The 14,790-nt window shown below is 67.4% G+C and carries 11 protein-coding genes; 5 read left to right on the forward strand and 6 right to left on the reverse strand.

The window, feature by feature from the left end; all coding sequences use genetic code 11:
• Window positions 1-41 precede the first annotated feature (41 nt).
• Both AC07OD_RS13640 and AC07OD_RS13645 read right to left on the reverse strand, forming a co-directional pair.
• On the reverse strand, window positions 42-3,692 hold the full coding sequence (locus AC07OD_RS13640) for a hydantoinase B/oxoprolinase family protein (RefSeq protein ID WP_494597121.1): 3,651 nt from the start codon (window positions 3,690-3,692) through the stop codon (window positions 42-44).
• 85 nt (window positions 3,693-3,777) lie between these two features.
• A complete protein-coding gene (locus AC07OD_RS13645) occupies window positions 3,778-4,308 on the reverse strand; it encodes a winged helix DNA-binding protein (RefSeq protein ID WP_218297492.1) in 531 nt (176 codons plus the stop codon).
• A gap of 172 nt (window positions 4,309-4,480) precedes the next feature.
• Between AC07OD_RS13645 and AC07OD_RS13650 the strand changes: the two genes are divergently transcribed.
• The 5 genes from AC07OD_RS13650 to AC07OD_RS13670 all read left to right on the forward strand — a co-directional run bounded on the left by AC07OD_RS13650 (window position 4,481) and on the right by AC07OD_RS13670 (window position 9,033).
• A complete protein-coding gene (locus AC07OD_RS13650) occupies window positions 4,481-5,497 on the forward strand; it encodes a TRAP transporter substrate-binding protein (RefSeq protein WP_218297493.1) in 1,017 nt (338 codons plus the stop codon).
• A 9-nt stretch (window positions 5,498-5,506) separates the two neighbouring features.
• The gene (locus tag AC07OD_RS13655) at window positions 5,507-6,043 is read left to right on the forward strand and encodes a TRAP transporter small permease (RefSeq protein ID WP_218297597.1); all 537 of its coding nucleotides are present in this window, start codon (window positions 5,507-5,509) and stop codon (window positions 6,041-6,043) included.
• A 193-nt stretch (window positions 6,044-6,236) separates the two neighbouring features.
• Window positions 6,237-7,547, forward strand: coding sequence for a TRAP transporter large permease (locus tag AC07OD_RS13660; RefSeq protein ID WP_218297494.1), 1,311 nt, complete (start codon window positions 6,237-6,239; stop codon window positions 7,545-7,547).
• 134 nt (window positions 7,548-7,681) lie between these two features.
• Complete coding sequence (crcB, locus tag AC07OD_RS13665) at window positions 7,682-8,068, forward strand: fluoride efflux transporter CrcB (protein WP_369642362.1); 387 nt, start codon at window positions 7,682-7,684, stop codon at window positions 8,066-8,068.
• 101 nt (window positions 8,069-8,169) lie between these two features.
• Window positions 8,170-9,033, forward strand: a complete 864-nt coding sequence (locus tag AC07OD_RS13670; RefSeq protein WP_494597125.1) for an LOG family protein — start codon at window positions 8,170-8,172, stop codon at window positions 9,031-9,033.
• A gap of 74 nt (window positions 9,034-9,107) precedes the next feature.
• Here AC07OD_RS13670 and AC07OD_RS13675 read toward each other — a convergent pair whose 3' ends face one another.
• From AC07OD_RS13675 to AC07OD_RS13690, 4 genes are all read right to left on the reverse strand, one after another.
• Window positions 9,108-10,298 carry an MFS transporter gene (locus AC07OD_RS13675; protein WP_494597127.1) on the reverse strand — a complete coding sequence of 397 codons (1,191 nt, stop codon included), beginning with the start codon at window positions 10,296-10,298 and terminating at the stop codon, window positions 9,108-9,110.
• Window positions 10,295-12,121 (reverse strand): DNA recombination protein RmuC, encoded by a 1,827-nt coding sequence (locus AC07OD_RS13680; protein ID WP_218297498.1) that lies wholly within the window; start codon window positions 12,119-12,121, stop codon window positions 10,295-10,297. Before AC07OD_RS13680 ends, AC07OD_RS13675 begins: the two co-directional genes overlap by 4 nt.
• 80 nt (window positions 12,122-12,201) lie before the next feature.
• Window positions 12,202-13,197 (reverse strand): 2-hydroxyacid dehydrogenase, encoded by a 996-nt coding sequence (locus tag AC07OD_RS13685; protein WP_492246207.1) that lies wholly within the window; start codon window positions 13,195-13,197, stop codon window positions 12,202-12,204.
• A 172-nt stretch (window positions 13,198-13,369) separates the two neighbouring features.
• A complete protein-coding gene (locus tag AC07OD_RS13690; protein WP_369643898.1) occupies window positions 13,370-14,782 on the reverse strand; it encodes a sodium:proton antiporter in 1,413 nt (470 codons plus the stop codon).
• Window positions 14,783-14,790: the final 8 nt, after the last annotated feature.

Here is a 14,790-nt window from a genome sequence, read left to right on the forward strand (position 1 = left end):
GCCAGCGCTTGATGGACAAGCGCCAGCGGCCATTTTCATCACTATTTTTGGCCTGAAGATCCGAATCCGCCGCCGCCCGGCGTGTGGATTTCAAACACGTCGCCCGGTTGCATCTCGGCCTGGCCGATGTGGTCCAGCAGCTCCACCCGGCCATCGCTGCGCACCACCTTGTTGATGCCCACGGCACCCGGCTGGCCGCCCGCCATGCCAAATGCGCCATGGTGGCGGCCGTTCGACAGGATGCTGGCCGTCATGGGCTCCAGGAAGCGCACGCGGCGGATGCCACCGTCGCCGCCCTTCCACTGCCCGGCGCCGCCCGAGCCCTTGCGGATCTCGTAGCCCTCCAGCCGCACGGGGAAGCGGAACTCCAGCACCTCGGGGTCCGTCAGGCGCGAGTTGGTCATGTGGCACTGCACGACGCTGGTGCCTGCAAAGCCACCCGCCAGTTGCCCGTTGGCATCCCACACGCCCCCCGCGCCGCTGCCGCCCGAGATCGTCTCGTAATACTGGTAGCGCGTGCTGCCAAAGGTGAAGTTGTTCATGGTGCACTGCCCCGCCGCCATCAGGCCCAGCGCGCCATACAGTGCGTTGGTGATGCAGGTGGAAGTCTCCACATTGCCCGCCACCACCGAGGCCGGCGGGTTGGGGTTGAGCATGCTGCCGGGCGGAATGATGACGTTGAGCGGCTTCAGGCACCCCGCGTTGAGCGGAATGTCGTCATCCACCAGCGTGCGGAACACATACAGCACCGCCGCCATGCACACCGCCGTGGGTGCATTGAAGTTGTTCGTCTGCTGCGCGCTGGTGCCGGTGAAGTCGATGGTGGCGCTGCGGTTCTTCGCGTCCACCTTCACGGCCACGCTGATCTGCGCGCCGTTGTCCAGGGGCAGCGTGAACGCACCATCCTTCAGGCGCGTGATGACACGGCGCACCGATTCCTCGGCGTTGTCCTGCACGTGGCGCATGTAGGCCAACACCACATCCAGGCCGAACTCGCCGACCATGCGGCGCAGCTCCTGCTGGCCCTTTTCGTTGGCCGCGATCTGCGCGCGCAAATCGGCCATGTTCTGCTGCGGGTTGCGGCTGGGGTATTCGCCGCTTTCGAGCAGAGCGACCATCTCCGCCTCGCGCAGCACGCCGCGCTCGACCAGCTTCACGTTGTTGATCTGCACGCCCTCTTCCTCGATGCGCGTGGAGAACGGCGGCATGGAGCCGGGGGTGGTGCCGCCCACATCGGCGTGGTGGCCCCGGCTGCCCACGTAGAACGTGGGCGCGGCCTCGTCGGCAAGGTAGACCGGCGTGATGACGGTGATGTCTGGCAAGTGCGTGCCACCGTGGTACGGGTCGTTGAGCACATACACATCACCCGGCTGCATCTTGCCCGCGTTCTCGCGGATCACCGTCTTGATGCTCTCACCCATCGAGCCCAGATGCACCGGCATGTGCGGCGCGTTGGCGATCAGGTTGCCCGCCGTGTCGAACAGCGCGCAACTGAAGTCCAGCCGCTCCTTGATGTTCACCGAGTACGCCGTGTTCTGCAGCTGCAGCCCCATCTGCTCGGCGATGTTCATGAACAGGTTGTTGAACACTTCGAGCAGCACCGGGTCCACCGTGGTGCCCACCGCATGCTGCACGGCACGGGCCACGCGGCGGTCGAGCAGCAGATGGTCCAGCTCGGTCAGCCGGGCCTCCCAGCCGGGCTCGACGATGGTGGTGGCGTTCTTCTCGGCAATGATGGCCGGGCCGGGGATCACATCGCCAGGGCGCAAGTCTTCGCGCACCACGAGCGCGGCGTCATGCCACGCGGCCACGCCGTCGATGCCGCCGGTGTACATGCGCACGGTGCTGCGGCGCGGCACCTCGCGCGCGGGCTGCAGCGTGTGGCGCGGCTCCACGGGCGCGTCGCCGGGCAGCACGGCCTCCACCGACACGGCCTCCACCACCAGGCCCTTGCCCTGCATGAGGAACGCAAAGCGCTGGCGGTAGGCGTTCTCGAACGCGGCGGTGATTTCGGCCAGCGAGCCCAACGGGACGATGAGCGCGGAGTCGCTGCCCTCGTAGCGCACGTGCACGCGGCGGTGCACCACGGCTGTGCCTGCACCCGCCTGCTGGCGCTCCAGCTCGGTGCGCGCGGTGGTGGCCAGTTGTTCCAGCGTGGCTTCGATACCCGTCAACGCCTCGGGCGCCAACTTGGCCTCCACCGCCTGCTCGCGGATCACGTTCTGGTCCGCCAGGCCCATGCCGTAGGCACTGAGCACGCCCGCCAGCGGGTGCACGAACACCCGCGTCATGCCCAGGGCATCGGCCACCAGGCAGGCGTGCTGGCCGCCCGCGCCGCCAAAGCATTGCAGCGTGTAGCGCGTCACGTCGTAGCCGCGTGCCACGCTGATCTTCTTGATCGCGTTGGCCATCTGCTGCACGGCGATCTGGATGAAGCCGTGGGCGACATCCTCGGCCTTGCGCCCGGCCTGCGTGGCAAGGCCATCGAATTTCTGCACCACGGCATCGCCATCCAGCGCCTCGTTGGCGCCGTGGCCAAACACCTTCGGGAAATGCGCAGGCTGGATCTTGCCCACCATCACATTGGCGTCGGTGACGGCCAGCGGGCCGCCCCGGCGGTAGCTGGCGGGGCCGGGGTTGGCGCCCGCGCTCTGGGGGCCCACGCGAAAGCGCGCGCCGTCGAACCCCAGGATGGAACCGCCACCGGCGGCCACGGTGTGAATGCTCATCATCGGGGCGCGCATGCGCACGCCGGCCACCTGGGTCTCGAACTCGCGCTCGAACTCCCCCGCGTAGTGGCTCACGTCGGTGGAGGTGCCGCCCATGTCGAAGCCGATCACCTTGGCGTGCCCCGCCAGCCCGGCGGTGCGCGCCATGCCCACGATGCCGCCCGCGGGGCCACTCAGGATCGCGTCCTTGCCCTGGAACACCTGCGCATCGGTCAGCCCGCCCGACGATTGCATGAAGAACAGCTTGACGCCCGGCATCTCGCGGGCGACCTGCTCCACATAGCGGCGCAGGATGGGCGAGAGGTAGGCGTCCACCACGGTGGTGTCGCCCCGGCTCACGAACTTCATCATGGGGCTGGTGGCGTGCGAGGCGCTCACCTGCGTGAAGCCCACCTCGCGCGCGATGCGCGCGGCGGCCTCTTCGTGCGCGGTGTAGCGGTAGCCGTGCATGAACACGACGGCTGCGCTGCGCAGGCCCGCGTCATAGGCGGCCCACAGGCGTTCCTTGAGGTGCGCCTCATCCAGCGGCTCGATCACCTCGCCGCGCGCGCCCACGCGCTCCTGGGCCTCGACCACGCGCTCGTACAGCAGCTCGGGCAGCACGATGCGCCGGTCGAACAAACGCGGACGGTTCTGGTACGCGATGCGTAGCGCATCCTTGAAGCCCTTGGTGGTGATGAGCAGCGTGGGCTCGCCCTTGCGCTCCAGCAGCGCGTTGGTGGCCACCGTGGTACCCATCTTCACGCACTCCACCAGTGCGGGTGTCACCGGCTCGCCAGGTGCAAGGCCCAGCAGGTGGCGGATGCCCGCCACGGCGGCGTCCTTGTACTGCTCGGGGTTCTCGGACAGCAGCTTGTGCGTGACCAGGCTGCCGTCGGGCCGCTTGCCCACCACGTCGGTGAAGGTGCCCCCCCGGTCGATCCAGAACTGCCAGCGGGACATGGGGGAAGGTTGGTTGGACATCTTTTGCTATGTTATTGATAGCTTTTTGCGCTTGTGCACCAAGCGCAGGAGCATTGTTGGATTGAAATACCGTGCGTGCCGCGGGTCACAGGGAGGCGGCCGAGCGCGCCGCCTGGTCGTACATGCCGGAAAGCACACGCAGCAACCGGGCCAGCTCGCCAATGTCGCGGTTGAGCGAATCGTCCGCCTGCAGCGCATCGATCAGGCAGCTCTCGCGGATCTCGCGGTAGCGCTGCACGTAGGCGCGGCCGGATTCGGTGGCGGCATAGGTCACTTCCTTGCCGTTCTTCTGCGATGCGACGACCCCCAGGTTCTGCAGCTTCTTGAGCGCGTAGTTCACCAGGTGCGTGTCTTCCACGTTCATGATGAAGCAGATGTCGGCCAGGCGTTTGTCGCGCGCGCGGTGCGTCACGTGGTGCAGCACCACCACATCCAGCGGGGTCAGGTCCTTCAGGCCGGCAGCCGACATGCAATGCACCACCCAGCGGTGAAAGGCATTGCCCGCGACGATGAGCCCGAACTCGAACTCGCTCATCTCCGCGCTCTGCGCCGACACCAGGTGCGCGGACGACACGATCGGACCGGAATCGCCCTTGGCCTTGGCCCCTGGTTTCATGAACACCGCCTCCACAACAGTCGAATCTGGCACGGGATATGCATAGGCCATTGTAGGCAACTCGACAATGATTTGTTGGCAATTTGTCAGCGTTTAGGCAAAACACCTATGCCACGGCCGATTGCTTTCTATACAGTGGCTTACCCCCACGATCCACCTTGCGGAGCACTCCATGAAGCGTCGAATCTTCTCCACCACTGCCCTGGGAATGGCCCTGGCACTGGGCATGTCTGCCACCTCGGCCCAGGCCCAGGCCAAATGGGACCTTGCGGCCGCCTACCCGGTGAGCAACTTCCACACGGAGAACCTGATGCAGTTCGCCAAGGACGTGGACACCGCCACCGCCGGCAAGCTCAAGATCACCGTGCATGCCAACGCCTCGCTGTTCAAGGCCAACGAAATCAAGCGCGCCGTGCAGGGCGGCCAGGCGCCGGCGGGCGAAATCCTGCTGGGCAACTTCGAGAACGAAAACCCGCTGTACGGCGTGGACGGCATTCCCTTCCTGGCCACCTCGTATGCCGACTCCAAGCGCCTGTACGACGCGCAGAAGGCCTCGCTGGACAAGCTGCTGGGCACGCAGGGCATGAAGCTGCTGTATGCCGTGGCCTGGCCGCCACAAGGCATCTACTCCAAGAAGGAACTGGCCTCGGTGGCCGACCTGCGCGGCATCAAGTGGCGCGCCTACAGCCCCGCCACCGCCAAGATCGCCGAGCTGATCGGCGCGCAGCCCGTGACCATCCAGGCGGCCGAACTCTCGCAGGCCCTGGCCACGGGCGTGGTGGAAGCCACCATGACCTCCGGCTCCACGGGCTACGACAGCAAGATCTATGAAAGCATCAAGCTCTTTCACGACACCCAGGCCTGGCTGCCCAAGAACGCGGTCATCGTGAACAAGAAGGCCTTCGACGCGCTCGACAAGCCCAGCCAGGACGCCCTGCTCAAGGCCTCGGCCGAGGCCGAGACTCGCGGCTGGAAGGTCAGCGCCGAAAAGACCGAGTGGTACAAGAAGGCCCTCGCTGAAAAGGGCATGAAGATCGTCACCCCCGCGCCCAAGCTCATGGCCGACATGCGCCAGGTGGGCGAGATCATGCTGGCCGACTGGCTCAAGAAAGCCGGCCCGGAAGGCGAAGCGATCATCGCGGCCTACCGCAAGGGTGGCCCGGCCACGGCCGCTGCGGCCAAGAAGTAAGCCGTGACCATGCTGCGCCGCTGGCTCGACCGCATCTACCTCGCCGCCGGCGCACTGGGCGCGGCATTCATCGCGCTCATCTGCGTGCTCATGATCGCGCAGAGCATCATGCGCGAGCTGGGCCTGCGCACCGGTGCCATCAACGACATCGTGGCCTGGTTCTGTGCGGCCGCCGCGTTCCTGGCCATGGCGCATGCCTTCAAGCACGGCGACTTCGTGCGCGTGACGCTGCTGCTGGAAAAGCTGTCCCCGCGCCGCTGCCGCCAGCTCGAGGTGGTGTCGCTGGCGATCGGGTCCGTGGCCGTGGGCTACCTCATGTGGGCGGCCTGCAGCTACACCTACGAAAGCTGGGAGTTCAACGACATCTCCCAAGGCCTCCTGCCCATGCCGCTGTGGATTCCGCAGCTGAGCTTCGCGCTCGGCTCCATCCTGCTGTGGGTGGCCGTGGTCGATGAATTCATCATCGTGCTGCGCGGCGGCGTGCCGACCTTCGTGCGCGCCGTCGAAGAGCGCCATGCCAAGGGCGACTTTTCTTCTGATATCTAGAGAAGCCCCCCTGAGGCGCTGCGGGCCTTCCCCCGAGGGGGATGCCACCGGTGGCCCGGCGAAGCCGGCTCCACGGTGGCACTGGCGTTTGGCAGCGCCAGTTTTTGCGGTGCGCTGGAAGCGCATTGCGGTGTGAGTACCGATAACAACAGGCTGCATCGGGCATAGCGCTCATCGGCCCAGAAAGTTCGATATGGATATCTTGATGGTGGGTGGCGTGTTGCTGCTGCTCATGCTGGTGCTGCTGTCCGGCGGTGTGTGGATCGCCATGACCCTGGCGATCTGCGGCTGGGTCGGGCAGGCGTTCTTCACCTCCACGCAGCCGGCCAAGAATTTGTTCTCGGCGTTCTGGGAGAGCAACGCGAGCTGGGAGCTGGCGGCGCTGCCGCTGTTCATCTGGATGGGCGAGATCCTGTTTCGCACCAAGCTCTCCGAGGAGATGTTCGAGGGGCTGCGCCCCTGGCTCAACCGCGTGCCCGGCCGGCTGATGCACACCACCATCCTGGGCTGCGGCATCTTCGGCTCGGTCTCGGGCTCGTCGGCGGCCACCTGCGCCACCATCAGCAAGGTGGCGCTGCCCGAGCTCATGAAGCGCGGCTACGACGAGAAGCTGGCGCTGGGCGCGCTAGCCACGGCCGGCACACTGGGCATCCTGATCCCGCCCTCCATCACCATGGTGGTGTACGCCGTGGCCGCCGATGCCTCCATCATCCGCATCTTCCTGGCGGGCTTCCTGCCGGGCATCCTCCTGATGCTGCTGTTCTCGGGCTACATCGGCTGGTGGAGCCTGCGCAACCCCGACAAGGTGCCCGCCGCCGACCCGCCCTCCTCCCTGCGCGAGAAGATCCGCAAGTCGGGCAACCTGATCCCCGTGGGCGTGCTCATCGTGTTCATCGTGGCGGTGCTCGTCACGGGCTACGCCACCGCCACCGAGTGCGCGGCCTACGGCGTGGTGGGATCGCTGGGCCTGGCGCTGTGGAGCCGCTCGCTCACCTGGCAGAACTTCAAGGAAGGCCTGATGGGCACCACGCGCACCAGCTGCATGATCATGTTCATCCTGGCCGGCGCCGCCTTCCTCACCAAGACCATGGCCTTCACCGGCATTCCGCGCGAGCTGGCCCAATGGGTCAATGCCATGCACCTGTCGCCGTTCGCGCTCATCAGCGTGCTGGTGGTCGTGTACCTGGTGCTGGGCACCGCGCTCGACGGCATCAGCATGATCGTGCTCACCAGCGCCGTGGTGCTGCCCATGATCCAGCAGGCCGGGTTCGACCTGATCTGGTTCGGCATCTTCATCGTGCTGCTGGTGGAGATCGCCGAGGTCACCCCGCCCGTGGGTTTCAATCTCTTCGTGCTGCAGAACATGACCGGCAAGGACAGCAACACCATCGCGCGCGCCGCCATTCCTTTCTTCCTGTGCCTGGTGGTGTGCATCGCACTCATCACGATCTTCCCGCAGATCGTGACCATCCTTCCCGACCTGGTCATGGGCGTGGAGAAGTAGCCGCCCTCAGCCGGTGCACGCCGCCGCGCCCGGAAGGCTGCGGCGAGGCCGGCCCCGCCGCGGGGCGCAGGCCGTGAACGGCCGGCGTGGGCCACAATAGCGCCCGCATCCAATTTACGGGGAGTGATCGCACCATGCTCGCAGTCATGGCTATCTGCATCGGCGCCAGTCTGGGCGCGCTGGCGCGCTGGCGGCTGGGCATGTGGCTGAACACCGTGGGAGCGCTCATGCCCTGGGGCACGCTGGCCGCGAACCTCGTTGGGGGCTATCTGGTAGGCGTGTGCGTGGCCGTGTTCCAGGCCCTGCCCCAGCTGGACCCGGTGTGGCGGCTGGCCCTCGTCACAGGCTTTCTCGGCGGCCTCACCACGTTCTCCAGCTTTTCGGCCGAGGTCGTGGGCATGCTGCAGCAGCAGCGCTACCTGCTCGCGCTGGGCACCACCTCCGTGCACCTGCTCGGTTCGCTCACGCTGACCGTGCTGGGCATCCACACTGCTACTCTTTTGCTAGCAGGGCGCGCCTGATCGTGCGTGATAATCGGGCACAACGGCCGCCAACCACCCCCCATTCAACCCACTGCCGACCCGCGCTCGCGCACCGGCCGGCCGCGTTTTCCTGATCTGCCATGGATGCCAACACCCAACTGAATGAACGCCGCCTGGCCGATGCCTGGGCGGAGCTGCAAAGCCACGCCGCCAACGGCAATCCGCTGCACGCCGACGCCTACCGGCTCGCGTTTGCAGACCCCGAATTCCTGTTCCGCCGCGAAACGCGCGGCATCCGCTTCCAGCTGGAGATGCTCAAACCCGACCTCGGCCAGATCGAGCAGGGCATCGAGAACACCATCGTGGTCTACGGCAGCGCCCGTTTCGTCGCGCCCGACGAGGCCGCGTCCCAGCTGGCCGAAGCCGAGGCCAGCGGCGACGAAGTGCGCCTGCAGCGCGCGCACCAGGCCGTGCGCAACGCCCACTACTACGACCTGGCCCGCCAGTTCGCTCGCATCGTCGCGGAACACAGCGAGCTGCAGCCGCCCGCCGACCGCATCTACATCTGCACCGGTGGCGGCCCCGGCATCATGGAGGCCGCCAACCGCGGCGCGCATGACGTGGGCGCGCTCAACGTGGGGCTGAACATCGCCCTGCCCCATGAGCAAAGCGGCAACCGCTTCATCTCGCCGACCCTGAGCTTCAAGTTCCACTACTTCGCGCTGCGCAAGATGCATTTCATGATGCGCGCCAAGGCCCTGGTGGCCTTCCCGGGCGGCTTCGGCACGCTGGACGAGCTGTTCGAGGTGCTCACGCTGGTGCAGACGAAAAAGGCCAAGCCCGTGCCCATCGTGCTGTTCGGCACGGACTACTGGAAGCGCCTGATCAACTTCGAGGTGCTGGTCGAACAGGGCACGATCTCGGCACAGGACCTGGGCCTGTTCCACTACACCGACGACCCGCAGGAAGCCTGGGGCCTGATCAAGTCGTTCTACCAGCTGTAGATCCGCGCTGCGTAGCGGCACGGTACGGCACCACCACCTGCCGGCGGCCGCGTGCGGGGGCATGCCCCGCCACGCTATTGCGGCCCGTGCTCTTTCTCCGGCTTCTCCCCGCCGATGCGCCACGCCAGCCGGGCGCCGCCCAGCCCCGTAGCGCCCACGGCCCAGAACAGGCCGCTGACCCCGATCACCGCGCCGGCCGACCCGAACAGCAGCGGCATCAGCACGCTCGATGCGTTGATGGCCATCAGCCGCAGGCCCAGCGCCTCGCCCTGGCGGTGCGATGGCGTGATCTGGTGCAGCAGGCTCATCACCATGGGCTGCCCGGTGCCCAGCGCAAAACCCAGCAGCACCGAGCACACCCCCATGGCGAATGCGCTGTCCAGCAGCGGATAGGCCCCGAACAGCACCGCCGTCACCAGCATGGCCCCCGCCATCACGCCGCGCTCGCGCAGGCGCTCGGCGACAAAGGGCATGAGCACGCGGATCACCGTGGCGGCGATCGCAAACGCGCCGAAGATGGTGCCGATCACCGCGGCCGACAGCCCACGCTCGTGCCCCAGCAGCGGCACCGCAAAAGCGTGTACGTCCCAGCATGAGGAGATCAGCCAGTTCACGATCAGCAGGCGGCGAAACGGCGGGTCGTTCAGCAGGTCCCACGCCCGCTGGGGCGGGCCGCCCGTGGCGGCGGCGACGCTGGGCAGTTCCTGCGTGCCGCGCACACAGAACCAGCTGAGCAGCGGCAGCAGCGCAAGCAGCACGAAGGCCGCGCGGTAGCCCTCCAGGCTGCCCGCCGCGCCACCCGCGTGGTCGATGGCCAGGCCCGCGCAAAAAGGCCCGATGAAGTTGGACACCGCCGGGCCGATGGACAGCCAGCTGAACACCTGCTTGAGTTCGGTGGCGTCATGGACCGCGCGGCCGGCGTGGCGCTGCACCGCTATGGTGGCCAGGCCCGCCGCCGCACCGGTCATCAGCGCGGAGACACACAGCACGGGAAAGGTCGGAAACACCACCGCCAGCCCCGCGCCCACGCAGGCCACGGCCACCGAATAGCCCACGGGGCGCTTGAGGCCGCGGCGGTCCGCGTACCGGCCCGCGGGCAGGGCAAGGAACACCTGGGTGAGCGCGAACAGCGCCACCAGCAGCCCCACCGCCGCCGCGCTGTACCCTTCGCGCAGCGCCAGCAGCGGCGCGGCCAGGCGCATGCCGGCCATGCTGGCATGCACGCAGACCTGCCCTGCGATCAGACGGGCCAGTGCCCGGTTCACAGCGGGTCGTCCTCCGCGTCCAGTCCGGGCAGCGCCGCCGTGCCACCGCCCACGGGCAGCGGCAGGGTGGCGCCGGGGGGCGCCGGCAGGTCCTGCACATCACGCAGCTTGCGCTGGATGGCGCGGGTGCGCACTCCCACCTCGTCGAAACGCTTGGCCGCCGCGTCGATGGACTTCTTGGTGGCCTCCACCACGTCGCCAAACTTGGCGAATTCGGTCTTGACCATGCCCAGCAGGCTCCACACCTCGGACGAGCGCTTCTCGATGGCCAGTGTCTTGAAGCCCATCTGCAGGCTGTTGAGCATGGCGGCCAGGTTGGCGGGGCCGGTGATCATCACGCGGCAGTCGTTCTGGATGGCCTCGACCAGGCCGGGGCGGCGTATCACCTCGGCGAACAGGCCTTCGGTGGGCAGGTACAGCACGGCGAAGTCCGTGGTGTGCGGCGGCGAGACGTACTTGGCGAAGATCTTCTTGGCTTCGAGCTTGATCGAGGCCTCGAACGCGTTGCCGGCCGAGGCGATCAGCCCCTTGTCGGCCGCGTCCTGCGCGTCCATGAGCCGCTGGTACTGCTCCACGGGGTACTTGGAGTCGATGGGCAGCCACACCGGATGCTCGTCGCTCTTGCCCGGCAGGCGGATGGCGAACTCCACCAGCTCATCGCTGCCCGGCACGGTCTTGACGTTGCGCGCGAACTGGTCGGGCGTGAGCACGTTGTCGATGATGGCGCCCAGCTGCATTTCGCCCCAGGTGCCGCGCGACTTCACGTTGGTCATCACACGCTTCAAGTCCCCCACGCTGCCCGCCAGGGTCTGCATTTCGCCCAGGCCCTTGTGCACCTGTTCGAGCCGGTCGCTCACCAGCTTGAAGGATTCGCCCAGGCGCTGCTCCAGCGTGGCGTGGAGTTTTTCGTCCACCGTGCGGCGCATCTCCTCGAGCTTGGTGGAGTTGTCGGCCTGGATCGCGGCCAGCCGCTCGTTGAGCGCGTTGCGCAGCTGCTCCGCGTTTTGCTGGCTGCCCTGCACCAGCCCCGTGAGCTGCTGCGAGACCGCATCCTGCAGCACCGAGAACTGGTTCCTGATCTGGAAGCCATTGGCTTCCAGCTGGTCCTTGAGCGCGCTGGACATCGTGCCCAGCTGGGTCTGGATGTCGCCCTTGAGCGAATCGAGCGTGAGGCGCGTGGCCGCCTGCAGGGCCTCGAAGCGCTCCTGGATGCGCTTTTCGAACAGCGCGGCGCTTTCGCCCATCGCCTCGCGCGACTTGACGCTTTCGGCCGCCAGCGCGGCCGTGGTGGCCGTGAGTTCGGTGCGAAAGCCCACCAGGGTGGCCGACAGCTCGGTGCGCGCGGTGGCGGCATCGGCCTGGCCCTGCGCCAGATGGGCCAGCAGGGCCTTGCTGCTTTCTTCCAGCCGCCCGGCCACGGCATTCTGCAAGGCATCGAAACGCTGGGCCAGGGCCGCATCCTGCGCGGCCTGGCGCTGCTCCAGCCGCCCTTCGAACACGCCGAACGCTGCCAGCAGTTCAGCGCGGCCGTTGCGGGACTCGGCCACGGCCTGGGCCAGGCGCTCGTCCACCGCGTGGCGCAGGGTCTCCAGCGTGGCCTGCGTGGTGTGCGTGAAGCCGCGCAGCTGCTGGCCCATGCCGTCCAGCGCGCCGTCGTTCTTGGCCACGGCAATCTGCGTGGCCTGGGCGGTGTGTTCCAGCGCCTGCAGGCGGGCCAGCCACTCGGGCGGCAGATCGACGCGGGGGCGGCGCAGCATGAGCAGCACCAGCAAAACCAGCACGAGAGCCAGCGCGGCCAGCAGGATGAGGGTGTCGGTAGTCAAGGCAGGAATACTATGTTTTTGATAGCTGCTTGCGCATATGAATAAAGCGCCAGCGGCCCTTTTTGCTTAAATTCTCGATGTCACTGCCGGCCACGCGGGCCGGGCACCGGCTGGTTCACCGGCGTGAGCGGCCCACGCCCCCCCAGGAAGGCGATCAGGTTATCGGCCGCCAGGTTGGCCATGGCACGGCGCGTGGGCACGGTGGCGCTGGCAATGTGGGGCGTGAGCACCACGTTGGGCACGGTGAGCAGATCGGGGTGCACGCCGGGCTCGCCCTCGAACACATCGAGGCCCGCTGCCGCGATGCGGCCTTCCCGCAGCGCCGCGGCCAGCGCGGCATCGTCCACGATGCCGCCGCGCGCAATGTTGATGAGCGTGGCCGTGGGCTTCATGAGCGACAGCTCGGCGGCGCCGATGGTGTGGTGCGAGGCAGGCGTGTAAGGCACCACCAGCACCACATGGTCCGCGGTGCGCAGCAGCTCTTCCTTGCCCAGGTAGCTGGCCTTGCATTCGGCCTCCAGCGCGGGCGGCAGGCGCGAGCGGTTGTGGTAGACCACCTTCATGCCAAAGCCGTGCGCGCCGCGCCGGGCGATGCCCTGCCCGATGCGCCCCATGCCGATGATGCCCAGCGTGCTGCCGTGGATGTCGCTGCCGGCGAACATGTCGTAGCTCCACTTGGTCCACCGGCCGGCGCGCAGGTAATGCTCGCTCTCGGTCATGCGCCGGGCCGTGGCCATCAGCAGCGCGAAGCCGAAGTCGGCGGTGGTTTCGGTCAGCACGTCGGGCGTGTTGGTGCCCTGCACACCGGCCGCCGTCATGGCGTCCACGTCGAAGTTGTTGTAGCCCACGGCCATGTTGGCCGCGATCCTCAGGCGCGGCGCGGCGGCCAGCAGGGCCGCATCGATGCGCTGGCTGCCGGTGGTCAGCACGCCATCCTTGTCGGCCAGGCGCGCGGCCAGCTCGGCCGGGGTCCAGATCACGTCGTCCGGGTTGGCCTCGACCTCGAAGTGCGCGCGCAGGCGCTCCACGATGTCGGGGAAGATGGCGCGGGCGACCAGGATGCGGGGTTTGCTCATGAATCTTTAGTCTCCAATGTATCGATACGGTTGCCGTGCCTTGCAACTGGCGCGGCCGGCACCAGCGGCCACCGTGCAAGGGCCGCCCCGCTGCACTCTGGTGGCATCCCCCTTCCCATCGCGCAGCGATGAGAGAAGGGGGAAGAGGCGCAGCCGCTCAGGGGGATGGTCACTACCGGAACCAGATGAAGGTCATGACAATGAACAGCGGCACCAGAATGCCGCCCGACCACAGCATGTAGCCGAAGAAGCTGGGCATCTTCACGCCCCGGTCTTCCGCGATGGCCTTGACCATGAGGTTGGGGGCATTGCCGATGTAGGTGTTGGCGCCCATGAACACGGCACCCGCGGAAATGGCGGCCAGGGTGGGTGCCAGCGTGGTCATCAGCACCGCCGCGTCGCCACCCGCCGTGTTGAAGAACACGAGGTAGGTGGGCGCATTGTCGAGGAACGAACTCAGCAGGCCGGTGGCCCAGAAATACATGGCCGGGTCGGGCGCGCCGTCCGGCCGGGTCACCGCCGAGATGATGGCGCCGAACGGTCCCTGGTTCCCCGCCTTGAGCATGGCGATGACCGGAATGATCGTGAGGAAGATGCCCGCGAACAGCTTGGCCACCTCCTGCATCGGCGCCCAGCCGAACTGGTTGTCGGCATGCACCTGCCGGGGGGTGAGCCACAGCGATGCGAGCGTCACCAGCACAAGCCCCGCATCGCGCACGATGCCCGGCAGCCCCACCAGGGTGCCCGCGACGTCGAACGCCACGCTCGACTTCCAGAAGCCGCTGAGCAGCACCAGCGCGACGACCGCGCCCAGCAAGGCGAAGTTGATCTTCCCGTCGAAGCCGATGGAGCGGCTGTCGGGCGTCGGGTCGGCGGGCAGCACCTCCTCGCGGTGCCGGCAGTACCAGGTGTCCAGCAGGAAGAAGATCGCCAGCAGCGCACCGACCAGGAACAATGTTTCCGGAAAGATGTGGCCCACCGTCCAGAAGAAATCGACGCCCTTGAGAAAACCGAGGAACAGTGGCGGATCGCCCAGCGGGGTGAGCGAGCCCCCCGCGTTGGACACGATGAAGATGAAGAACACCACCACGTGCGCCACGTGCCGGCGGTTGTCGTTGGCGCGGATCAGCGGACGGATCAGCAGCATCGAGGCCCCCGTCGTGCCCATGAAGCTGGCCAGCAGCGCCCCGATCGCAAGCAGGGCGGTGTTGAGCCCCGGACTGCCATGCAGGTTGCCGCGGATGTAGATGCCCCCCGCCACGGTGAACAGCGCCGTGAGCAGCACCACGAACGGGATGTACTCGGCCAGCAGCGCATGCACCAGGCTGGCCCCGGCCACGCCAGGGCCGAAGGCGATGGCGAACGGCAGCAGAAACGCCAGGCCCCACGCGGCCGCGACCTTGCCGAAATGGTGGTGCCAGAAAATGGGGGCCAGCAGCGGCATGAGCGCGATCGACAGCAGGATGCCCGCGAAGGGCACGCCCCACAGCACCGACAGGGTGCTGCCGTCCACATCCGCGGCCACGGCCAGGCCCGGCAACACGAGCAGGGTGATCAAGAGACCCAGCGCGCGGGGCGCCGGCATCCGGGTGG

It is taken from the genome of Acidovorax sp. GW821-FHT10E03, assembly GCF_059415205.1.